24 protein-coding genes are annotated in these 22,673 nt (G+C 28.0%); 5 read left to right on the top strand and 19 right to left on the bottom strand.

Features of this window, described 5'->3' with window-relative positions; genetic code table 11:
- Positions 1-16: 16 nt before the first annotated feature.
- Both JK634_RS10560 and JK634_RS10565 read right to left on the bottom strand, forming a co-directional pair.
- Positions 17-613 carry a CatB-related O-acetyltransferase gene (locus JK634_RS10560; RefSeq protein ID WP_202767611.1) on the bottom strand — a complete coding sequence of 199 codons (597 nt, stop codon included), beginning with the start codon at positions 611-613 and terminating at the stop codon, positions 17-19.
- Between the two features lie 22 nt (positions 614-635).
- Positions 636-1,253, bottom strand: coding sequence for a class I SAM-dependent methyltransferase (locus JK634_RS10565; RefSeq protein ID WP_202767612.1), 618 nt, complete (start codon positions 1,251-1,253; stop codon positions 636-638).
- 208 nt (positions 1,254-1,461) lie between these two features.
- On the opposite strand from JK634_RS10565, the gene JK634_RS10570 reads away from it, so the two are divergent.
- Complete coding sequence (locus JK634_RS10570; RefSeq protein ID WP_202767613.1) at positions 1,462-1,791, top strand: DUF3784 domain-containing protein; 330 nt, start codon at positions 1,462-1,464, stop codon at positions 1,789-1,791.
- Between the two features lie 54 nt (positions 1,792-1,845).
- Here JK634_RS10570 and JK634_RS10575 read toward each other — a convergent pair whose 3' ends face one another.
- Both JK634_RS10575 and JK634_RS10580 read right to left on the bottom strand, forming a co-directional pair.
- Positions 1,846-2,409, bottom strand: a complete 564-nt coding sequence (locus tag JK634_RS10575; RefSeq protein WP_202767614.1) for a DUF1003 domain-containing protein — start codon at positions 2,407-2,409, stop codon at positions 1,846-1,848.
- A gap of 27 nt (positions 2,410-2,436) precedes the next feature.
- Positions 2,437-2,880 carry a GNAT family N-acetyltransferase gene (locus JK634_RS10580; protein ID WP_202767615.1) on the bottom strand — a complete coding sequence of 148 codons (444 nt, stop codon included), beginning with the start codon at positions 2,878-2,880 and terminating at the stop codon, positions 2,437-2,439.
- A gap of 181 nt (positions 2,881-3,061) precedes the next feature.
- On the opposite strand from JK634_RS10580, the gene JK634_RS10585 reads away from it, so the two are divergent.
- Together JK634_RS10585 and JK634_RS10590 are read left to right on the top strand one after the other, a co-directional pair.
- A complete protein-coding gene (locus JK634_RS10585; RefSeq protein WP_202767616.1) occupies positions 3,062-3,382 on the top strand; it encodes a PadR family transcriptional regulator in 321 nt (106 codons plus the stop codon).
- Positions 3,383-3,388: 6 nt separating this feature from the next.
- Positions 3,389-4,027: a hypothetical protein gene (locus tag JK634_RS10590; RefSeq protein ID WP_202767617.1), complete on the top strand. Its 639-nt coding sequence runs from the start codon at positions 3,389-3,391 to the stop codon at positions 4,025-4,027.
- A 57-nt stretch (positions 4,028-4,084) separates the two neighbouring features.
- On the opposite strand, the gene JK634_RS10595 is transcribed toward JK634_RS10590, so the two are convergent.
- The 4 genes from JK634_RS10595 to JK634_RS10610 all read right to left on the bottom strand — a co-directional run bounded on the left by JK634_RS10595 (position 4,085) and on the right by JK634_RS10610 (position 7,975).
- Entirely contained in the window at positions 4,085-4,615 is a 531-nt protein-coding gene (locus JK634_RS10595; RefSeq protein WP_202767618.1) for a cysteine hydrolase family protein, read from the bottom strand.
- Between the two features lie 134 nt (positions 4,616-4,749).
- The gene (locus tag JK634_RS10600; protein ID WP_420839045.1) at positions 4,750-6,171 is read right to left on the bottom strand and encodes a glycoside hydrolase family 1 protein; all 1,422 of its coding nucleotides are present in this window, start codon (positions 6,169-6,171) and stop codon (positions 4,750-4,752) included.
- Between the two features lie 225 nt (positions 6,172-6,396).
- Positions 6,397-7,125, bottom strand: coding sequence for a hypothetical protein (locus JK634_RS10605; protein WP_202767619.1), 729 nt, complete (start codon positions 7,123-7,125; stop codon positions 6,397-6,399).
- A 172-nt stretch (positions 7,126-7,297) separates the two neighbouring features.
- The gene (locus tag JK634_RS10610; RefSeq protein WP_202767620.1) at positions 7,298-7,975 is read right to left on the bottom strand and encodes a hypothetical protein; all 678 of its coding nucleotides are present in this window, start codon (positions 7,973-7,975) and stop codon (positions 7,298-7,300) included.
- A 275-nt stretch (positions 7,976-8,250) separates the two neighbouring features.
- Between JK634_RS10610 and ytaF the strand changes: the two genes are divergently transcribed.
- Entirely contained in the window at positions 8,251-8,850 is a 600-nt protein-coding gene (gene ytaF / locus JK634_RS10615) for a sporulation membrane protein YtaF (RefSeq protein WP_202767621.1), read from the top strand.
- A gap of 202 nt (positions 8,851-9,052) precedes the next feature.
- On the top strand, positions 9,053-10,438 hold the full coding sequence (locus tag JK634_RS10620; protein WP_202767622.1) for a DUF2334 domain-containing protein: 1,386 nt from the start codon (positions 9,053-9,055) through the stop codon (positions 10,436-10,438).
- A gap of 119 nt (positions 10,439-10,557) precedes the next feature.
- Here the strand turns inward: JK634_RS10620 and JK634_RS10625 are convergent, their stop codons facing one another.
- From JK634_RS10625 to JK634_RS10675, 11 genes are all read right to left on the bottom strand, one after another.
- Positions 10,558-11,139 carry a histidine phosphatase family protein gene (locus JK634_RS10625; protein WP_202767623.1) on the bottom strand — a complete coding sequence of 194 codons (582 nt, stop codon included), beginning with the start codon at positions 11,137-11,139 and terminating at the stop codon, positions 10,558-10,560.
- 648 nt (positions 11,140-11,787) lie between these two features.
- A complete protein-coding gene (locus JK634_RS10630) occupies positions 11,788-12,924 on the bottom strand; it encodes a DUF2971 domain-containing protein (protein ID WP_202767624.1) in 1,137 nt (378 codons plus the stop codon).
- 60 nt (positions 12,925-12,984) lie between these two features.
- A complete protein-coding gene (locus JK634_RS10635; RefSeq protein WP_202767625.1) occupies positions 12,985-13,488 on the bottom strand; it encodes a hypothetical protein in 504 nt (167 codons plus the stop codon).
- Between the two features lie 218 nt (positions 13,489-13,706).
- Positions 13,707-14,063, bottom strand: a complete 357-nt coding sequence (locus tag JK634_RS10640) for a type II toxin-antitoxin system RnlB family antitoxin (RefSeq protein ID WP_202767626.1) — start codon at positions 14,061-14,063, stop codon at positions 13,707-13,709.
- A gap of 29 nt (positions 14,064-14,092) precedes the next feature.
- A complete protein-coding gene (locus tag JK634_RS10645; protein ID WP_202767627.1) occupies positions 14,093-15,166 on the bottom strand; it encodes an RNase LS family HEPN domain-containing protein in 1,074 nt (357 codons plus the stop codon).
- Positions 15,167-16,063: a ribonuclease H1 domain-containing protein gene (locus JK634_RS10650; protein ID WP_202767628.1), complete on the bottom strand. Its 897-nt coding sequence runs from the start codon at positions 16,061-16,063 to the stop codon at positions 15,167-15,169.
- A gap of 131 nt (positions 16,064-16,194) precedes the next feature.
- The gene (locus JK634_RS10655; protein WP_202767629.1) at positions 16,195-16,746 is read right to left on the bottom strand and encodes a hypothetical protein; all 552 of its coding nucleotides are present in this window, start codon (positions 16,744-16,746) and stop codon (positions 16,195-16,197) included.
- Positions 16,747-16,762: 16 nt separating this feature from the next.
- Complete coding sequence (locus JK634_RS10660; protein ID WP_207753621.1) at positions 16,763-17,728, bottom strand: bifunctional lytic transglycosylase/C40 family peptidase; 966 nt, start codon at positions 17,726-17,728, stop codon at positions 16,763-16,765.
- Positions 17,721-19,811, bottom strand: coding sequence for a CD3337/EF1877 family mobilome membrane protein (locus tag JK634_RS10665; RefSeq protein WP_202767630.1), 2,091 nt, complete (start codon positions 19,809-19,811; stop codon positions 17,721-17,723). Before JK634_RS10665 ends, JK634_RS10660 begins: the two co-directional genes overlap by 8 nt.
- Positions 19,804-22,236 (bottom strand): ATP-binding protein, encoded by a 2,433-nt coding sequence (locus JK634_RS10670; RefSeq protein ID WP_202767631.1) that lies wholly within the window; start codon positions 22,234-22,236, stop codon positions 19,804-19,806. The genes JK634_RS10665 and JK634_RS10670 overlap by 8 nt, the downstream gene beginning before the upstream one ends.
- A 17-nt stretch (positions 22,237-22,253) precedes the next feature.
- Positions 22,254-22,622 carry a conjugal transfer protein gene (locus tag JK634_RS10675; RefSeq protein ID WP_202767632.1) on the bottom strand — a complete coding sequence of 123 codons (369 nt, stop codon included), beginning with the start codon at positions 22,620-22,622 and terminating at the stop codon, positions 22,254-22,256.
- Between the last annotated feature and the right edge of the window lie 51 nt (positions 22,623-22,673).

Below are 22,673 nucleotides of genomic sequence, written 5' to 3' on the forward strand. Positions count from 1 at the left end.
CACCATTTCTTATTGCTTATAAGTTCTTAGAAATCTTTTCTACATCCCAGTTCCACCATTTAATTTTCAATAAATCTTCTATTACTGAAGTATTAAATCTCTTTCTTATTTCCTTTGCTGGCACTCCTCCAACTATAGTGTATGGAGGAACATCTTTAGTTACTAGTGCCCTAGTTCCAATAATAGCACCATCACCAATTTTAACTCCAGGCATTATTACAGCTTCAAAGCCTATCCAAACATCATTTCCTATAGTAATATCACCCTTATTATCCCATGCCTCTGTAACATTTGAAATTCCTGCCCAATCCTCATAAAATATAGGAAAAGTATAGGTGGCTAGAGAGCTCAAAGTATGATTTGCTCCATTCATAATAAATTTTGTGCCACATGCTATAGAGCAAAATTTCCCTATAATTAGCTTGTCCTTATTTATTGGGTAATGATATAAAACATTCTTTTTCTCAAAATTCATAGGATCATCAAAATCATGATAAAATGTAAAATCTCCAACTTCTATATTGGGATTTGTAATAATATTTTTTAAATAGCATATGCTTTCATCGTTTGTTCTTGGATATATTTTATTAGGATCTGGTACTTGCCCATTCATCTTCTCAAATCTCCTTATAAAACTATAAATTAGATTTCTTTGCTATATAATCAATATACCCTTGCTTTATCATTTTTCCTTCATACACTCTTTCAATAACTCTATCTTCTTTATATAGAATCTCCATATCCTCAAAATGTTTTTCAGCTTCATTGATTTCGTAGTAAGTATGAATAACCTCTTCTCCTCTTTCAATCTGAAGAAACTCATTTTTCCCTAATTCTTTTCCTTCCCCATACCATTCATCATTAAGTGAAAGGAAATTTAAGCAGCATATGCCCTCTGGTTTTAAAACTCTCTTTATTTCATTGATGGATGCTTCTATATCCTTTTTTGTCATATGAAAAATAGAATTATATGAGTATATAAAGCTTATTGATTCATCTTCAAAAGGTAAGCTTCTCATATCTCCTTTTGAGATATTTAGCTTTACTTCATTCTTCCCAGAAAATTCTTTTGCTTTGTTAAGCTGAGAATCACTTATTTCTAAGCCATAAGTTTTATAACCATGCTCTAAAAATAAATAAAGAGGGGGTAAGTCTCCGCCTGCTCCACAGTCTAATATGGTTTTTTCTAGATTACTTTCATTACAATAGCTTAAAAACCTATATAATTGGGGTTGTCTTAATACTAACTTCATATAATTGCCTCCTTAATAACCTATTATTTCTTCCATAAAACCTGCTGTATAAACTTGAATTTATATAAAATTATACCATTTATAGATAAATATTACCATTAACTTGAGCAATGCTCTCTTTTACAGCTAGCTATGAAGTTATATATTTTCATTTAGTTGTGATATACTTATTAAAACTTTCATTATAAAGCAATTATGGAGGATTTTTATGTACATTCTTATAGGTTTAATAATAATTTTTTTCATCATGAGTATTTACATTTTTTCAGGAAAAGGTGCTTGGCTAATTGCAGGATATAATACTATGAGTAAAGAAGAAAAGGCTCAATTTGATGAGAAGAAATTATGCCATTCTGCTGGAGCTTTTTTGCTTTTTGTAACCTTCTTAACAGCTATTTTAGCAATTGTTATATATTATGGAGACAAGCTTCATTCTGATAATATAATTCTTTTAGCTGCATTTGTTTACTCAGCTTTATTGCTTATAGGACTCTTTATTTCATCTAGACAATTTAAAAAGTACAATAAAAAAGGATAAAGTATGTTATTACACTTTATCCTTTTCTTTATTATTTTAAGTTAAGTATTAACACTAGCTAATCTTGCTTTTTAACTCCTCTATTGTCTTTAATAGTATTTCTTGGTTTTTCCTATACTCTTCCTGTTGCTCCATTAGCAAATCAATTTTATAGTGTAAGTCTTCTATTACAATTTCAGATTTTAGATTAACTAGATAATCAGTTTCAGCCGTTAACCTATCTTTCTCTGATTGACGATTTTGTGACATCATGATTATTGGGGCTTGAATAGCAGCAAGACAAGATAATATTAAATTCAAAAATACAAAAGGATACGGATCAAATGCTTTGTTACTTAGAATAACAGCATTTCCTATAATCCAAATTGCTAATACCATCCCAAAAGTTATTATAAAAGTCCAACTACCACCGAATGCTGCTATCTTATCAGCAGTTCTTTGTCCTAATGTAGCATTTTCATCATTTGAATTATTTATATTCTTTGAAACCTTACCACTAATAAGTTCATGGAGCAATTCTTCATCGATATTACTGCCCTTTAAGTCCTTATCTTTTTCTAATATTTCACGTACTAACTCTTCTTTGGTATTAAATGTAGTATCCTTACTACCATCCATATATAATCACTCCTATTCATTACCTTTTTATTTTATATATAACATTTCTACATGAGGAATTCCATCTTCTAAAAAAACATCACCCACTTCGTTAAAACCTAAACTTTTATAAAACTTAATTAAATATTCTTGAGCCTCAATTCTTATTGAACTTTCTTTTAATTCATTTTCAATAAAATCTGTAGCCATTTTCATGCACTTCCTAGCTAAACTTTTCCCACGGTATTTATCATTAACCAATACCCTGCCTATAGATATCTCATTAAAGGAAATTCCTTTTTCTATAACTCTTAAGTATGCACCAATTTCTCCATCTTCTTCACAAAAAATATGATATGAATTCTTATCCTTTCCATCACAATCTAAGTATGGGCATTCTTGCTCAACTATAAAAACACAATTTCTTATTTTTAATATTTCATATAATTCATTTATGTTTAACTCATTAAATTCTTTGATATGCCAGTTCAAACAAATTCCTCCTATAACCCTTTAGTTTTATAAAATTATTATAACTTAGTTTAAGTGGAGTTTTAATCATTTGCAAGTACTTTCTTCCATTATAATTTTAAAAATACCTTGCAATGCAAAGTAACTAGTTTTATAATTTATATATACTTTGCAATACAAAGTAATACTAGGTGGTGATAGATTGGAAAATAACACTCAAATACTTAAAGGAATATTAGAAGGATGTATTTTAAGTATTATTTCTAAAGAAGAAACTTATGGATATGAACTTTTAATCAAGTTAAAGGATAATGGATTTGATGATATGGTAGAAGGAACTATATATCCCCTTCTATTACGACTTGAGAAGAAAGGTTTTATTATTTCTAAGAAACGAAAAGAGGAAACTGGTATTGCCAGAAAATATTTTTATTTAACAGAGATAGGTGAAAAAGAACTTCATGATTTCAAAGCCTATTGGAACAAATTATATTTAAATGTTAATACAATTCTAGAGGAGTGATATTCGTTGAACATTTATATTAATAAAAATAATTTATCTGGTGACTATAAAACAGCTTATTTTGATATTTTAAACTATCTTCAAAGCTCTGATATTTCTGTAAATAGTAAGCTATATAATGAAGTAAGTGAAGATATGATGGATATGCTTTTATCTGCACAAAATAACAGCCTTCCAGTAGCTAATATAATTGGCGCAGATATAAAAATCTTTTGTAAAGATATAATTAATTCATATAATTCTAAAAACACTATAATAGTTTCAATATTAAAGAAGGTAAATTTTGCTTTAGTATTTCTAACTATTGTTTCTTTTCCTTTTCAGTTGTTTTATGAAAAGATTGCTTTAAGTTTGGTTGTTGTCATTTTACTAACTTGGAGTTTTTCTAGTACTTTAATAAACTTTTTCTATAGAAAATTCTTCTTAAAATTTAGAGGCTTAAAGAATAGGATTCTTTGCATTCTTATAACCTTTGTTTTGTGCATGGTACTTTTATTCCCTATAATCATGCTTCTGGCATCCTATCTTACAATAGGGCTAAATGGTTACTTAGTCTCTGCTATTTCACTTTTATTAATATTTACTTTTCACTATATATGCAAAAAATTAGACAAGAATATAAATTGGTATAGCTATTTGAGATAACTTTTAAAATAAAAACCTATGGCTTATTCAAATTTGTATAAGCTATAGGTTTTTATATCATTTATATATTCTCTCCAAAGTTCTATCTATACTCTCAACAGTTCCAAATCTATTATTAAATATTCTATAGTTATAATACTCATATAAATCTTTTGCTGAAATATTTCCATTATCAAAGGTTGAGTTTGTTTTCTCTGGAATAACTAATTTATAACCAAATTCAAAGGCAACTTTTACGCTGGTATCAAAACAGAACTCTGTTTGTAATCCTACCATGATTAATTCCTCTATTCCTTTACTATCAAGATATTCCTTTAAGCTTGTCTTTCTAAATGCAGAATTATAGTTTTTACGTATTACTTTCTCACCTATAGCTGGAGCTACTTCACTATAGATCTTCCATCCTTCTGAGTTAGCTGCAAATTCGCCCTCTTCTTCAGTATGTTGAATATATATGACTTCAACATTATTTTCTCTACTAGCTTCAATTAACTTTTTGATATTTTCTATAACTTCTTCAATGTCATAAGGCTTGTCAAATACTATTGCATTTTGAACATCAATAACTAAAAGTGCTTGTTTACACATAAAAGTCCCTCCCTCAATTTAAAACTTATACTTTATTATACTACAAAAAAATCATGGTCTTTAGAGTATTTATATACTACTAAAAACCATGATCATTTTTTGGGTCCTTCTATATTAAAAGTTTACTAGCATAATTAATTATTTGATAAGTCTTTTCCATTAGATGCAATTACTTTTTTATACCAATAGAAAGATTTCTTAGGTATACGCTTTAAGTCCTTTAGATCAAAGTTCCCACGATTTACGTAAATAAATCCATAACGTTTATCAAAGCCTTCGTGAGTTGATATTAAGTCAACAGCTGACCATGGACAATATCCCATCATCTCAACTCCATCATTTATAGCTAGTTGCATTTGTTCAATATGTTGCTGTAAGTATTTAATACGATAATCATCCTTAATTGTGCCATCTTCTTCTAGTTTGTCATAAGCACCTAGTCCATTTTCAGTAATGATTATTGGCAAATGATAACGTGAGTAAACTTCATTTAAAGTGTTACGGAATCCAATCGGATCAATTTCCCATCCAAATTCTGTTTTTGGTAAGTGTGGATTTTTAACTCCTCTAAATACTCCTGGAAGTGAGAATGGTGATTGTTGGTCTTTAATTCCAGCTGCTTCTGCTTCCTCAATAGGATAAGCTTCTGCTGTTGCGGTACTATAGTAGTTAAATGCAATAAAGTCTGGTTTTGCTTTCTTTAATATTTCCATATCTCCTTCTTGAATTTCAGGAGTTGCACCTAGCATTTCAAGAATACTCCATACTCTTGCATTGTATATTCCATAAACGGCCATATCTAAATACATCCAGTTCTTAATTGCACTTAATGTATTAGCTGCCTCAGTATCTTCTGGTTTATTTGAAGCTGGATAAACAGCCGAAATATTTGGAGCTGGTCCAATTTTGGCTCCTGGAAGCATTTCATGGCATAAAACCATGGCCTTTGCTTGAGCTAATAGCATATAGTGATTTTGTTGATATAATGCCTTTTGTACATTTTCAACACCTTCTGGATTAAAGGTTCCTATAACATGTCCCATTAATACCATTACGTTTTGCTCATTTATTGTTAACCAATACTTAACTCTATCTCCAAAGTTCTCATACATAACCTTTGCGAAATAAACAAAAGCATCTACAGTTTCTGGATTTGACCAACCACCTTTTTCATCTAAAGCTGCTGGTAAGTCAAAGTGGTACATAGTAACTAAAGGCTGTATATTATACTTTAGACATTCATCAATTAGATTGTTATAGTATTCAATTCCTTGAGAATTTACTTCACCTTCTCCTTTTGGAATTAGTCGAGACCAAGAAATTGAAAATCTATATGTTTTAAATCCCATTTCTGCCATTAAAGCTATATCTTCTTTATAGTGATGATATTGATCACTAGCTACTTTAAAATCAGGCAAATTATCAGGTATAACTTTTACATCTTGAACTGATGGTCCTTTACCATATTCTAAGCTTGCACCTTCTACTTGATAAGCAGATGTAGATGCTCCCCATAGAAAATCCTTTGGAAAATCTTTATTTTTTAACATATCCATTTAATCCCCCTTAAATTTTCATCTTATATTTTAATCAATTATGTGCTCCATTTACTCTATAAATATATTCTAATATAAAAAACAACTATACATTTTCAAATTTTGAAAACGTATGCTATTTGTAAAATAGTAAATCCTTACTTTCAGCTTAAACAAACTAAAAATAAGGATTTTTCTAAATAAATAGTTATATGAAATATTATAATATCGTTAAAACCTAACAACTTAAGGATTTACAATTGCTTGTTTCCTTGTGCTTAAATTTGAAGTCTCAGGGAAAACATGAACAATTTTATCTAGAAGTCTGCAATTTCTATTGATTCCCATGTTGCTATATACTTTATTATAATGTTTTATCCACTCTTCAAGGCTTGTCTTAATATAAGATCTGTCATTAACAAAGTTTACAAGAACCAGCCAAGTTGGAATATTTAAAACTTCATTCATAAAATATAAATAAGCAAATCTGTTTCCTAATTGATAATAATTTCTTGTCCAATCACAACATTTATCTACTCCCATATACCTCTTAACATTTTCTAAGGCTTCCTCAATCATATTAAGACTTTCCATTGATGAAGCTTTCAAATCTGATTTAGTTTCATCTGCATGTGCCTTAGCTTCAATAAGCAATACTCCCTGTTTTCCTTCGCTATCTTCTACTACTCCAAGTCCATCCCACTTTGGTCCATTCTTAGGCCAAAATTCTCTTAACTTCTTTTCTGTTTCTGATATATTAATGTCCTTTAATGATAAACCTCTTATAAAGTCATCTCTATACTCATAGAAATTATTATTAGAAATTGGAGATATCCACTTAACCTTGAAATTAGTGTAAGATAATAGACTCGGTGAAGATGATAATATTAAATCTGATAATTCTCTTTCGGCATTAAGCATACACCATTGCAAGCAGTATTGGCTTCCTTTTGAAGCTGATATTTTACTTACCATAGTTCTATCCTCCTTATAAATTGATTATATTATTATTTTACCATATTATGTAATATGGTTTACAATAAAAAATACTTATCAGTCATTAATCAAATTCTCTAACTAATAAGTATTGTTTATTCTTTATGTATATTATTTAAATTGAATTTATTGTCCTTACCTTGCTTCCATGCTATTTCAAAGCATTTTCGCTAGCTTTCATCTCTTTAATTAGCTCATCATACTTGTCCATATCCTGCTGAGAATTAAACACGATAGTATTATCTTCAAATGTATATCTACCTTTTATACTGTCTAAATAATCATAGATGGACTGAACCTTTGAATAAAAGGTATTTATACTAGTCAAAGTTGATTTAGCATCCTTTATTGTACTCTTATCTAATCCATCAATAATTTTTCTGATTTGATCTTTATCTCTTGAAGAAAATGGAGATTTCTCCACAGAATTATTCAATAGTTCTGTATCTTGGTCTACGGATTTCTCGTATTTCAAATTCGTATCAATGATATCTTGAATATATTTTTTACCTTCAACAGGATTCATCATATATTTCTCACTAAAAATATCGCTAGGATTAAATTTTTTATAAGCATTTATAACCTCATCTGAATCAGTCTTATATTTTATAACAGCATTACTAATATCTCTAGTGAAATTTCCATACTTACCGAGAGATTTATAATCTATATCTTGAGGCTTTAAATCCCCATCAATTACTTTTTCAATTGCTGCACTTACTCTATTTTGAGTTTGTATTTCTTTGTAAACCATTACTCCAAGTATCCCTATAATAACAATTACAACAATTAATACTATTAACAATATCCTCTTCACTTTTTTCTTCATTTAGCTTCTCCTTTTATTTAATCTTATTTAAAATTTTCATATTATGATACTTAATTCTATTTTCGTATATTTGGTTTTTTATTTAAGTTTAGTTACCATTTATGATTTGACTAAATTATTAGTATAACAAAAATAAAAAGAGCTTTCCTAAAATCAAATTAAAATTTTAAGAAAGCTTAATGCTATTAATGTAATTTCTATAAAATTGAATTTTATATCAAGTCATAGGTATGTAGAATAGTATAAATTTAGAACTACTTTTACGGAGGATGGCAATGCATATTATTTCTATAATTTTATTTGCTTTAACATCAAATATTGATAACTTTACCATAGGAATTGCTTATGGAATGAAAAAGATTAAAGTTGGCATTTTTAGCAATCTCATTGTGGCATTTATATCTGCAATAGGAACATTTATTTCTATGTCAATTGGATTACTCATAAGTAACTTACTACCAGTAAGGTTTTCTAATATATTAGGTGCTGGGATACTTGTAGTAATTGGACTTTGGTTTATCAAAGATTTTTTTACTCAAAAGAAGCTTGCGATTTCAAAGGATAACAAATTAACTAATCTATTGGACAACCCTTATGGTGCAGATACAAATAATTCTGGAAATATTGATATTAAAGAATCAATAACCCTCGCTTTTGCCTTAACAATAAATAATCTTGGTCTTGGAATAGGGGCAAGCATAACAGGTCTAAATATACAGTATACAACTACATTTACCTTTATTTTTAGTATCTTAACTCTCAGCCTTGGTTCACTATTGGGCAATTCTTTTCTTTCATGGTTATTTGGTAGATTTGCACCTCTTGTATCTGGCCTAATCATAGTAGTTTTAGGAATCTATGAAATGTTAATATAATTTAACTTTTAACTTTGAATTTTTGTTTCATTAAAAACACCTGATAAAAAATATGCCATAAGATACTTAATTTTCTTATAGCATATTTTTTCCTAATTTGTAACATAAATTTAATTTTTATTAAATGTAATCTTCTCAAAATAATGATATAATCATCTTAATGTGAACGATTTATACATAATATTAAAGGAGCATAAAACATATGCCAAAGAATTTAAGAGTACTTATTTTTTCTTTTACATCATTAATTTTAATTCTATTAATAGCATATACTATTACTTCTTATTTCAATTTTTTTAGAACTAGTAAAACTGTAATAAACACAAATGCCTATTCAAATTTGCGTCAAATGGACAACTTCAAGAGTCCTTATAATCCAAAAATCAAATTTTCTGACAGACGTATATCTGAAATTCATGATGTAAGTTTGAGCATTTTGGATGGGACAAGCATTACAGATGCTCCTATGATACTCAAATCTCAAAGATATTATATACCCCTTGATTTTATTTCAAAAAAATTAAATTATAATGTAGATAATTCAAAGGGATCACTGTCGTTATCTAATAATAGCAATATAATTTCTTTAACTGAAGACTCATATGAAAAAAACTCTAAAAAAGGACATCTTCGAGGGCATTTAATAAATTACAAAAATACTTTCTATATTTCAATATCTGATATAGAAAAGCTTTTCGATTTAATTGCTGTATTCGATTTTCAAAATAAAAAAATTAATCTTATTCAAGATGAAGTTACAGCACCTGAGAAGTCTTCAATACCATCTAGTGATAAATTTGCCCTAATGAGATTTGAAGATTTTGGTTGCGGTTACACAAATATAGTAGATAGAAATCAAACAAAAATAAAAATTATGTCAAATTTACTTTATTCAAATGGTATGAAGTTTCATGTTTCATGGATGCCTAGATTCATAGTGCCTTCATCAAATTTTGATAATGATTTACTCACAAAAGACAATATAACAAATGTAGGTTTTGTAGATATACTAGATTATATGATTAATAAAGGTGGAGAAATTGGGCTACATGGCTATTCACATCAATCTGGAAACACTGCAAGTGGAACAGGTGAGGAAATGTCAAAAGACGTTAATAATACTGAAGCTGAAACTCGAGCAGTTATTGAAAAAGGTATAGACACTGCAAGTGCTTTAAATATTCCTATTTCATATTACGAAAGTCCTCATTATAGAGAGACTATGGAGCAAAAGAAAATAATTAGCGAGTATTTTCAGTTTATATATGAGCCATATGATTATTCAAAGAAAGATAACGTGTACAAGCCTGATGATATTCATCTATTTGTTCCAACTCCATTAGGCCGTATATCAGATCCTGTTTCAGACACTCAGCGTATAATAGATAAATTTAATGAAGGTAATCCTGATATACTTAAAAGTTTTTATTACCATCCATCAATAGAAATAGAATATATTGATTTTGATACAAATGATAATAAACTAAACATACGTTATAATCCAGACTCACCTCTGCAAAGAATTGTGAAAGCTCTTATAAATGCTAGGTATAATACCCTTCATATTGATGAGCTTAAGGATAAATAATTAGCAATGAGAAAGAGAAGTATATTGTTAGATATTAAAATCTGAACAATATACTTCTCTTTATTTGTGTAACTACAAACAGTTAAATGATTTTAGACTTAGCTATTTAAAATATAAATTTACTTTTTACCCTCAAATTCTTTTTTCACAATCAATAACTCTTCTTTTCCAATATATTTAACTCCATCAAAATCAAGACGAATTATGTATGGCATAAAATCAATAATTCTCAAAAAATCATCGCAGCAATATGCTGGTTCAAAATAATTCAAAATCGTACTTAATGCTGTACCATGTGTTCCAATCACAATATTCGCATCTTTATAATTATTTATAATTTCAAAGATTGCTTTTATATTACGTTCTTGAACCATTTTGAGCGACTCTCCACATTCTTCGTGAAAGTCAAGGTTGTCCCACCGTTTCTTAAACATCTCCATGTTATTACCGCTTAAGCCACTTTCACGTTCTCTTAATCTTTCATCCAAAATAATACTAATGCCATGTCCATCTGCACTTTCTTTTATTGTATCGATGCTTCTTTTGTATGGGCTTGATATATAATAATCTATTTCCATTTCCCTAAAAAATTCAGTTACTCTTTTGGAATCATTCACCCCTTCATCACTTAACGGACGTGTTCTGTCCTCATCCCAATCATGGTCTGGTTGAGCATGTCTTATAAAGTATATACTTGTCATACTTCTCCTCCTAAAAACAATTATAATTATTAATCCCAATCCAATATCTAAATTATTTCATTTTACCCATATTAAATATCTTTATTATCCTATTCATAAATTAATTCATCTTTATATAATATATTAACTTTTAAAGATGCTAAAAATGATATACCTGATTACCTTTTATAAAATTAATAATCCCTAGATTATATACTTCGCCATCCCACTATGCTTTCCTTTTCATAAACATGGAAAAAGACACGTCCTACTAGCTTTACACTAATAAAACGTGTCTTGTATTTTAACTTAATTAATTCTAATTAAATTATTTTGCTAAAGCTTCTTCAATAGCAACTGTAAGTGTTTTAAATAAGCCGATTAACATAGCATTTGTGTATTATAAGTGTATTACCATTAGATTCCTAGAGCTTTTTATAAGTTCTATTCAGCAGAATCTAAAGTAACTTTTTTGAGAATTTGAATTACTTTATTTTAAGTGCTTCAAGTTCTCTTTTTTAGTTATACTTTAGCTGCAAATAAATTCTCATAGATTTTAATATCTATCTTAAGTAAAACTTTTATTAATAAATATATGCATTTACCCTTTACTATTTAATCAAAAAACAATAATCAATAATAGATTGTAGCTTTTATGTTACATATTTTTTAATATCTTAATGTTATATTTGACCTATAAATTCTATCTCCGATATCAAATCCTATATGATTTATATATTCTAATAAACCGTCCTTTGCAATTATATCTGAATTAATAGGTCCTATTGTTATGCTATCAATAGGAAATATCTTACTTCCTTCATATGACATAAACACTGATTCTATATAAGGCATGAAAATTCCATTTGATGTTCTAAAATTCAAGATTTCTTTCAGATTAAATTCATCAAAAACAGTAATCGTTATCCTAAATTCTTCTTCAGGATAAAATCCTTTATTTTTGAAATATACTATAATTAATGAAAAACTTGCGGCTATTCCTTCCACAATTTCATCAATTATAAAGCTTAATTTTTCATCTTTATAAATTCCTGAATTCGATTTAAAATCTAATTTATTATAATACTTCATGCAAATATCTTCATATAAAACTCTCAAATCATATAATATAAGTTCATTTTGTATATCTTCATTATAAATAACTCCACAAAAATCAACGAGTGGATATTTACCATTCATCATATTTTGATTATAAGTTTCTTCATCTAAAGTATAGTAATCTTTTATTTCTCCATTACTACAACTATATTTAATTCTTTCTGATTCTTCACTAACTCCCCAATATCCTCCAAAAATAAATTTTCTTAACTTTTCAAAATTTATTCCTATACTGTATCCTGAATAATTAGAATAATTAGACCATAGCATTAATGAATCATTGTTAAGTGAAGTTGATAAGATAAATGTATTTTTACTTTTAATAATAACTTTTTCTATTAATAATTTTATTTTTTCATCAAATAATTTATCAATCTCATTTTTATTCTCTATATTATTTTGTTTTTTCTTTATGTTTTCAGCACACTCTTTAATTTTATTAATCCCATGCAAAAATTCAGTACTGTCGTTTAAATATTTTCCATTAGTAAATCTTAATGAACTATTATCTAAAATACCCTTTAATCCTTCAATACTTGTATAATGATAAATACTTGAGATTTCACTAATTTTTTTACCAGAAGCATCTTCCCATTTTCTTCTGAAATTCACTGACATCTCTAATACATTATGTTTTTTCATTATCACTTCAATTTCGTTAGTTTCTTGAGCACTTAATAACTCCATATCCTCTTAATCCCCTTTACCCTGTTAAACTTTATATTAATCTTATCCTTTACATATATACTACACCTTATTTATATCCTCTTTCGTTTCTCTATAATCGAACGCACAAATTACTCTACTACCATATATAATTCCTAATTCCTTTTTTATTTTACAAAATCCTTTAATCGTCTCATTAGTTGTTTTTATAATAAAGTTACTACAAGAATTACATTTTCTTTTTTCTTTCTTCTTTCCATGTCCTTCACAACTCACAATGTTTACACCTACAAGATAATTACGCAAATTTTCAGCATCTTCTATTACTTCTAAGCTTTTTCCTTCATTATTATGCAATATAAACCTTACTGTTTTTTTATCACCACATACTTTAAACTTACAATCATTATCTAATTCATTGAATTCATGTATAAATTTAAAATCTGAAAAACAGTCTTCTGTGAGTCCAAATCCATTGTAATTGTAATTAATATAAATATGCCCTTTAAAATTTTCTTTTTGCAAAGTATATTCAATTATATAATCTCTACTTTTATAACTATCAGAAATATCATTATATAACATTTATATCCACCCCTCACTTACTATAATTATACAAAAAAGCCACTTAATTTTCTACAGATGTCTTTTTCCATGAATTAATGCAATTTTATTTTCTATATACTTATTTAAATTTACTAAAAATATCTATTTATTAATAAAAAAAGTGATGATATTTTAATATCACCACTCTAAAAGCATACGCAATTATTGCAAACTTTGACTTAATTAATAATTCTATATTAAATTAATCCATTTTCTACAATATAACGATGTGCATCTGACAAAATCCCCCTATTAAGCACATCTTTATGAGACATATAGAATTGATTACTTTTCTTCCTTATAGTTGTGCTGACATTAGAAACAACTTTAAGTGTAGAAAAGTCTAGATCATCCCCATTAAAGTATACTTCTATATATCTATTACTACTTAATCCATTGCACAACAACAAATCTATTATTAACGTTCCAAAGTAATTTTGTTTTCTTAATTCATCTTGTAAAACATCTATTTCATCAAGCGGGCTAATATATGAAGTTGATAAAACAATACATTGATTTTCCATATTAAATTTCTCGATAAAAAAATTCTTCATACTTAAACCTCCTTTTCTCAATAAAAATTCTACACTATTAACTCATAATATTTTTCAAAAAATTCGCAAACTTTATAAATAATTACTTCTGCATCACTAGAATTTTCTAATTTTTTAGTTGCTGGTAATATCTGTTTTGTATGAAATAGCACGTGTCTATTTTTTGCAAAAAAGTCATATGTCTCTTCCAAAGGATTTTTATACGCTACATCTTTTAATACAACAACCGGATTTAGAATTTTACAGCCAAGTTTACCATCTATAAAAATAGGAGTTCTTTTCCCTACTATTTTTATCGCAAAACCATTTAAATCATTTATAACTGTTCCATTTTTTAATAAAATTTGTTTAATGAAAGCTTCAAGACCTTTTAAAGCTGGGAAAGCCCAAACTGAAAAGTCCCTACATTCTGTTTTACTCTTTACTTGAACAAATGAATCATATAAATAATCTTTTAATTGGGAGTCTAATTTATCATATGCTTTGGGAACGCTTTTTCTTAGTATACTTTCTATAATATCTTCTTGTATATCTTCTTGTATATCAATATTTTCTATACCAGCACCCAAAGGATTTAAAAAACACTTCATTTCAGAGTATAACTTTAGTAAATAACCTTGAAATAAAATCTTATCACTGCTATAGAAGAAAGTCAACGTCATTTTATCTCCAATCTCACTTATAAATTGATATAGATTTTTTATTTCATCGTCATAATTCTTGACAACTTTTACCCCTTTTATACCTGATAAATACTTTACTAATTCGTCAAATATACTTTTTGTTGTCTTAATGACTATTGTATCACTTTTAATTTCAGTATAATCTAATTCATTTACTATATAGTCAGCCAGTTCGAATCCTCTTCTTTTATTTTCTTCATCTCCAATTGGTAATATAGTAGTTTTATTATCTTTCCTAAAATAAAAATCTATCTCAAGAGTACTGTCTTCGAATTCTATTTTATATCTAGTTTGTCCAATTCCTTTATTTATTTCTATAGGTGGATGAATTGTATAAGCCCCACTTTTTGTTTTACAAAACTTTTCCATAGCATCTTCAACATCTACTTTACTAATTAACAACTTTGAATAATTACCCACCTAAAACACATCTCCTATCATAAATTTTCTCACCAAATCTTCATTTTCCAGCATTACATAAAAAACAATCTCATTATTAACGATATTAACTTCTATCTCTAACTCTTTAATATCGCTCAATTTACGTTTTTCCTTTTTCCACAAAGCTTTAAACTTGTCCATCATAGAATCCGTATCAATACGCTTCCCTGACGTAACAATATTGAACACGGGTTCAATTTTTCCACTTTTAACTTTAGATTTTTTCAAATCAGCTTTTGAATTTTCACATGAATTTTCAATTTCATCATTTACATCATTATCATATATAGCACTTCGTGCAATCACATCTACTTCATCATTATACTTATCACCGCTATGTGATTTAACTTTTACAAATCTGACATCTATTGAATTCTTTATGCTATTAGAAAACATACTATACTCTTTTGTAAGTTTAGTATTGCTTTTCCATTCACCAGTAAACCACTTTTCTATTCCCAAATAATCATAGTATATATTCAATACTTTTATATTATTATCTAACGCATATTGCATAGTTTTTGTTGCAGCAATAACTTCCCCAGCAACATTTCTTAATTCTATTAATTCTTTATCATTTCCATTGCCTTTTATAATATGTTTTATTCCTTTATGAAAGATTATAGAACCGTATCCATATATCTTTATACTAGCATCGTAACTTCCATCAACATATGCTATAGCTGAATTTTCATCAAAATCTTCCAAATTGCTTTTTTCAACATTATTTCCATCATTAAGAAAACTTTTTGCTTCTTCCAAAGATGCGAAAGACTTAAAACTAGCGTTATTAAAACCCTTTACCTGTTTCTCACACTCCGCCCAAGAAGTAAATATGCCTCTATTTCTTCCGCTTTTTACAGCATAATATTTCATCTTTTTTCACCCCTTTACATAATTATACTATATGATTCCATCTATTTCTATTACTATATTAATTTGTATTATTTATTTATAAAATTACAATTGTGTAAGTTAATCCTTTCATTATTTAGATGCTAATCATTCTAATTTAAATAACCTTTTCCATTTAGAACTCCTTGAATCTCCATATTATTAATCAAATAATTATTACCTTCTTTATTTAAATTTAAAGTTAATATTGTTTGAGTTGTTGTTTTAACATTATTTATCGTAAAGCTATTCCAAACTCTTACAAGAACTTTTCCTTCTTTTAAATCAGTAATATAAATCTCTGATTTGTCATAAGTAGATTTATACTTAACCTTTGTGTCTGTAGTTTGTAAATTATTCTTGCTAAGAAAATCATTCGTTACATATTCCTTAATGCTATCACTTCTATTTGTTTTTTCATCATATTGAAAAATTGCTTTCAAAAAGGTTTCAGATACAGACTTAACCTTATCAATATCCTCATTATCACTTATATTTGAAAGCAATTCTCTATTCTCTTTATTCAACTTTTCTATAGTAGCTATATTTTTACTATTTTCACTAGCAAGAACTTTATATTTATTGGTAATCCTATTTAAGTTATAACCTAAATAAGCTATAGGAATTATAACAACTAACACTAAAATAATACTTTTATTTCTCATTTATAAATTACTCCTTTTATTTTATTCTTCCAGCACATACAAAATGTTTTTGCCAATAATCAGTATTTATATTCTCATATCCAATAGGATCACCAGCATGATACATTATGTTATCACCTACATAAATTCCTACATGAGTAATATAATCACTTGTAGAATAAGTATTTTTAAAGAAAAGTAAATCCCCTTGTTTAGCTTCACTCAATGGTATATGCGTCATAGAATCATATTGCATTTGTGCAGTACGAGGTAATGAAATACCAATTGAATTATAAGCCCATTTAGTTAATCCACTACAGTCAAAACTTGTTTCTGGTGTTTCCCCTCCAAATCTATAAGGATAGCCTTGATACTTTAATACTTCCTCCATCATCTTTTTAAATTCTTCATCACCTACACTAGCTCCTGAACTCAAATATCTCATTACGTGTTCTACATATAATATATCTCCATATGCACTCCAACCATTTTGAATAGCCATCATATCAGAAAATTCCTTTGCATTTTCTGGAGTATATCCCCCCCTACTTTTAGCCCATGAAACATACCCATTTCCAAAATTATATCCTTGCAAAGCAAGTTTCAGATCGCCAGCCTCTTTCCATACACTAGCCCACACTTGAACACCTACTTCTATAGAATATATTGGGTCTGTTATACCATTAGGTATCCTCGGATACCTTGTATTATATCCGCTCTCACTTGCTTGCATTGGGTCAAGACCTTGTCCACCGCTTTCTTGCATCATTATAGCCAGTATTATATTTATCTGGTCTTTAATATCATATTTATCGCAATATTCTTCGACTAAAGGCTTATATTTTAATACATCTGCTGAAATTGAGACATATTCATAATTAACATTATCATTATCATTTTTAACTGATACCACTGAAGCTAAGAGAACCACTCCAATAACTAATGAAAAAAAAATGATAGGTATTAAAACAATACCTATCTTTATCTTTATAAATTTATTCATTTATAAACCTCCCACGATTAGAAGAAGTTCTTTTATCACTTGCCCTATTTGTCCTATTCATATACTCTTTTCTTATATTACTTTTAAAATTACTATCAATTGGAGTCTCTTTAATAGAACTCTTACTTACCTTTTCCCTATTTCTATTTAACCCTTCACTAGATAATTTAAATTCTTTATTTATATTTTCTCTTTTAATATAGTCCTTCCGTTTATTCTGCTTATCGCTTCCTTCTGCCTTATTATTAGAACTTCTATCTGCATTTAATGTAGTAGGCTTTCCACTATCATAGCTTTTCATATTCTTCATTCTTCTATCTGATAAGTTATTCTTTTTATCTCCATAAGGTTTATTCATTCTATTTTTATGAACACTTCTCCTAGCTTCATTAAACATTTTCTCACTTTCATATTCATTTTTTAAATCTTCTAATGAACCAACTCTGTTTTTAATTCCAGTTTTAATATTACTTGGTGTAGATTTAATTTTATTTCCTAAAGCATCCTTTTTCATGCCTATATTATCCTTTATGCTTAATGCCTTTCCTATCTTATTACCTGTTTTGCTCATAATACTTCTATCAGTTAGTCCCTCATTATTTTCTGTGTTTTTCCTATTTAAATTTTTTCTTCTGTTTAAAAGGATTGCTCCAGGATTATTCTTTAGCGGATTACTTTCAGTATCTCCAGTATTACCACCTTCAAATTTTCGTTTAGTAAGTTTTCTTAATCTATTCATCATATAAAGTGACTTTATACTAAATTTATCCCCTTTACTTTTCCCATTCATAAAATCAAAAGCAGACAATACTTCATTAGATTTTCGATATGCTAAAAAGAAAAATAATAACTGTGCAAAAAATACAAACAAGAAACCATATTTATTTTCGTCAGATACAATATATAAAAACTCACTAATAGTAAAAACTAGAGAAGTTATAAGGCACAGCCCTTGCCTTTTTAATACAGACCCTAGCAAATTAGTAACTCCCCTTATTGCATTTCCTGAAAATCCTGGTATAAGTCCAGCAGTTAAATTAAGTGGTAATACTACAGCATAAAACAAAAATGAAAGTTGATAATATAGTAGTGCACCAGCAAACAATAAAACAACAGCCGAGAAAATGATATTTAAAAAGAACGTTAAAATAACAATTCCAAGCCTTGCTGCTAATCCACCTATGCTCATATAAGTATTTCCGTTATTTTCCACTTCCTTTTTTACAGCTTCTTCCCTTTCATTTGAACCATTAGTATTATTTAGAATAGATGCTACTCTATTAGAATCATCTTTATTTATATCATTTATATTTGAGTTCCCATACTGTAATAAAAGATAGGGTTTTTGCACTTGAATTTGAAACAATCTATCTCTTATACTTGCCACTGCTTCATCATTAGTCATACTTTTCTCTGGAGAAACTACAGTACTTCCTATACCGAGCATTCCTGAAGATACTTCCTTACTAAAATCATTTATCTTTAACAAGTATTGGTCACTAAATAACGAATAACCAACAAGCCCTCCCATAACTACTATAAAAGATAAAACTGAAGATAGAGCCTTTGACATTTCCCTTTTTAAAAGCCCAACTACTACTAAATAAGTTCCTACCGCTAAAATTAATAGCATAATAAAGCCCGGTAAAAGCCCATTTGACATCAATCCATTCTCATTAAAACCAATAACATTTTGAATCATTGGTTTAATTTGTTTTAATATATCTGATATAAAATCTAGGGAATAAGCTTGCTCAACTAGAAATCCAACAAAGTACGCTAATAGATTATTAATACTAAATATTGCATTTGTAATTAAATTTACTCCAGTCCCTAGTCCCTTCATAACATTATCTCCCCAATTCCATGGAAGAGCTGGACTTCCAGCATCATAATAGAAATCAAGTGAATAATTATCTAAAGGGTATCTATTATACTCATATGTTTTAGATGCGTTGGTATAATCTGATACAAAGTCACTTGCATGAGTAATATATTTAAAAGAACCTACACATAAAAGGATTACTATAAACACTAATGCTATAATAATCCTTTTCTTATTATTACTTATCTCCTTAAACATTTTCTTCACCTTCTTTATTCATAGGTGGACGAGTATCAAAGGCGTTAAATAAATCACTAAATACTAAATCAACATCTAATCTGCCTATATGTCCATAGATATCTTGGAATAAACATTGACCAGTTTCTAAATTCTTAATTGCATCTATATTCTCTTTATTTACCTCCAATCCTAAGAAGTCTAAATCTGCCTCAATTTCTTCAATCTTAGTTGACCTAAACACAAATTTCATACCTATATTATTTTTAGCATCATCATCTAAATCTAAAGCCGATTGAGTTGCTATAGATGCACCACTATTTTTAGAACGTCCAACTCTTACAAGTTTATTTACTAATACTCTTCCTTGCTGAACTTTACTCATTACCCAAGCCTCATCTAAATGAGATATCTTAAATACACTTCTATCATCTTCAATAAATTCTACTGCAAAATAAGATACAACCATAAGCATCGCAATACTTAAGATTTCCATACTGCTATAGTCTTTTTGTTCTATTTCTTTATCAGGTAACTTCAAATCTTCAATTTGAATTATATTTATAGCTTTTGATACATCTATTTTCTTTTCTGTTTCTCCATCACCAAATAATAATATTGAAAAACCTAAATCTACAAATGATTCTATGTGAATACCAATTTCCTTGGCTACTTCATTATCTGAATTCTTAAGAGCTTCTACTATTTTAGTCATACAAGGATTGTTCCCATCACTAATTAATGAAATATACTTCTTTAATACAGGAAACCTCTTACTATCTTTAATTGTTATTCCTGTCAAATATGATAAAATTTCAACAGCTATTGTTTCAGCCATCTTTAAATCAAATAAATTGTAAGGGTCTAATAATCCCTTGTTCTCAATATCACTAGTTAGATTTATTATATTAATATGATCTCTTAAGTATATTAAATCCTCCTTCCAGTTTCCCCTTTCACTTTTAGGGTCAATAATTAACAATTTACTTCCTAATAAAGCACAATAATAATCTATTAAATCTGAAAGCATAGATTTACCATTACCAGTAGCCCCAACAAAAGCCATTGAGGGAGAATTGGTTATTGAACCTTTTATTCCTTGTGCTGCTATTGCTGGCTTTATGTTTACTATCTTATTGTTATCAAGATTATATCCAATATATATTCCATTTTCTTCTCCAAGTTTTGAAGTCGCTCCAAATCCCAAGGATGCTATAAAGTCAGAAGTAACATATTGAATATAATCATTTACCATAATTTCAGATGCAGGAAGAAACTCATATTGAAAATTAAGCATATCTCCAAAAGGTCTTTCAACTACCACCTTATAATCAGAATAAAAATCTTTAACAGTACTAACCCTTTCTTCTAAAGTTTCCAAACTATTAGCTGATATTCTTACTACATAATTTAACTTGTACATACTTTCTTTGGTCTTATCCAGCACAGCTTCTAGCTCATTTGCATTGTCTCTAGCATCAACAAGACTACTTGAAGAGTCATTATTACTTGTCAATATGTGTTCGTCTAAATCTTTAAGTTCTTTTGATTTATTCCTTACTTTAGTTAAAGCCTCTTTATTTTGAAGAACATTAAATCTTATCGAAACATCAATAGGAAAATCTAAACTAGCCTCATCAAATAGTATTTCACTACCCGGGAAATCAAGTTCTGAAGTTACATTTGAAACAACCAAATAAGAAACATACTCCTTATTATCATCATTAGATATCTTTAAGTATTTTTCTTTTTCACTTATAAAACTATCAGACAATCTTAAAATATCATACAACCCTCCTAATTCTACAGGCTTAGGCTTATAAGAATAATCTTCATAAGCACATTTATTTTTACAATAAAGATGATTTATTATATATCCATAGTCTTTAGAAGTTATCTTTTCTAATCTAAATCTCTTATTCACTCTTTTATATAATAACTTTTCTAATTTTTTGTACTTTTCTATATCTACACTATTAACTTTTGTAAAGTCATTTATAAACATTGAATTTACTGAATTCGCAAAATCTATAAACCCTAATTTCAATTCTTTTAGTATATTTTTTAGATTTATATCTTCAATAAGAGTATTCAACTTAAAGCCTATATAATGCCTGTACTTAACTTGATTTTTACCATACTTCTTCGTTAATTCTTCTGTTATATCATCAATATGTTCTACTGCAATGTCCTTAAGGTCTCCCCTTATTTCCTTTTTGAAGCTCTCATTCATATTTGAAATTGAACTTTCTGCCCCTATTACAAGCATATGAACATCACTTGAATTATGTTGAGTGAAGATTTCATTTAACATATTATGAATACGCATTTTTTCATCTTCAGATAAATAACCATAATTATAATCTTTTAAATGATAATAAACAAAACATTCATTTTTGTAATTAATGATTAAATTATCATTAATAAATTTAACTGGAAATTTCAATAATAACACCTTCCCTTCTAATTATTTAAAACTGTAATCTCATAATCTACAACAATATTCTTTAACTTAATATCTCTTGATTTTGTTGTAAACTTGTTTCTAAATTTGTACTTAACCCAAGAAATTAAAAACTTATAAGGCTTTTTTCCATCAAAGGTTTTTTTAGACATAAACCAAGTAAATGCTACAGGAATAACAAAATACTTAATAAAATAGTTTGTTATTAAAGATAATGGGAATATATCCCCAAACATGATCGTAAAAAGTAATGAGGAAAGACCATATCCTATTTGTGTATACGTAACTGGTAATGGTAATTCTACATCATAGATACTATATAATATCCCTTCTATTCTCCAAATATTTGTATATGCTTTTATTTTCAAACTGTCACCTCCTATTTATAAAAAGAAAAGTACCTTAGAGAATCCTAAAGT

This window comes from Clostridium paridis (assembly GCF_016765615.1).
Taxonomy (GTDB): domain Bacteria; phylum Bacillota; class Clostridia; order Clostridiales; family Clostridiaceae; genus Clostridium_T; species Clostridium_T paridis.

Bases quoted from the DNA above. Each gene is read 5' to 3' on its own strand.
- JK634_RS10655 (WP_202767629.1), bottom strand. From the start codon at position 16,746: ATGAGAAATAAAAGTATTATTTTAGTGTTAGTTGTTATAATTCCTATA.
- JK634_RS10575 (WP_202767614.1), bottom strand. From the start codon at position 2,409: ATGGATGGTAGTAAGGATACTACATTTAATACCAAAGAAGAGTTAGTA.
- JK634_RS10650 (WP_202767628.1), bottom strand. From the start codon at position 16,063: ATGAAATATTATGCTGTAAAAAGCGGAAGAAATAGAGGCATATTTACT.
- ytaF (WP_202767621.1), top strand. From the start codon at position 8,251: ATGCATATTATTTCTATAATTTTATTTGCTTTAACATCAAATATTGAT.
- JK634_RS10560 (WP_202767611.1), bottom strand. From the start codon at position 613: ATGAATGGGCAAGTACCAGATCCTAATAAAATATATCCAAGAACAAAC.
- JK634_RS10620 (WP_202767622.1), top strand. From the start codon at position 9,053: ATGCCAAAGAATTTAAGAGTACTTATTTTTTCTTTTACATCATTAATT.
- JK634_RS10595 (WP_202767618.1), bottom strand. From the start codon at position 4,615: ATGTGTAAACAAGCACTTTTAGTTATTGATGTTCAAAATGCAATAGTA.
- JK634_RS10660 (WP_207753621.1), bottom strand. From the start codon at position 17,728: ATGAATAAATTTATAAAGATAAAGATAGGTATTGTTTTAATACCTATC.
- JK634_RS10630 (WP_202767624.1), bottom strand. From the start codon at position 12,924: ATGGAGTTATTAAGTGCTCAAGAAACTAACGAAATTGAAGTGATAATG.
- JK634_RS10665 (WP_202767630.1), bottom strand. From the start codon at position 19,811: ATGTTTAAGGAGATAAGTAATAATAAGAAAAGGATTATTATAGCATTA.
- JK634_RS10640 (WP_202767626.1), bottom strand. From the start codon at position 14,063: ATGAAGAATTTTTTTATCGAGAAATTTAATATGGAAAATCAATGTATT.
- JK634_RS10570 (WP_202767613.1), top strand. From the start codon at position 1,462: ATGTACATTCTTATAGGTTTAATAATAATTTTTTTCATCATGAGTATT.
- JK634_RS10635 (WP_202767625.1), bottom strand. From the start codon at position 13,488: ATGTTATATAATGATATTTCTGATAGTTATAAAAGTAGAGATTATATA.
- JK634_RS10625 (WP_202767623.1), bottom strand. From the start codon at position 11,139: ATGACAAGTATATACTTTATAAGACATGCTCAACCAGACCATGATTGG.
- JK634_RS10605 (WP_202767619.1), bottom strand. From the start codon at position 7,125: ATGGTAAGTAAAATATCAGCTTCAAAAGGAAGCCAATACTGCTTGCAA.
- JK634_RS10600 (WP_420839045.1), bottom strand. From the start codon at position 6,171: ATGGATATGTTAAAAAATAAAGATTTTCCAAAGGATTTTCTATGGGGA.
- JK634_RS10610 (WP_202767620.1), bottom strand. From the start codon at position 7,975: ATGAAGAAAAAAGTGAAGAGGATATTGTTAATAGTATTAATTGTTGTA.
- JK634_RS10565 (WP_202767612.1), bottom strand. From the start codon at position 1,253: ATGAAGTTAGTATTAAGACAACCCCAATTATATAGGTTTTTAAGCTAT.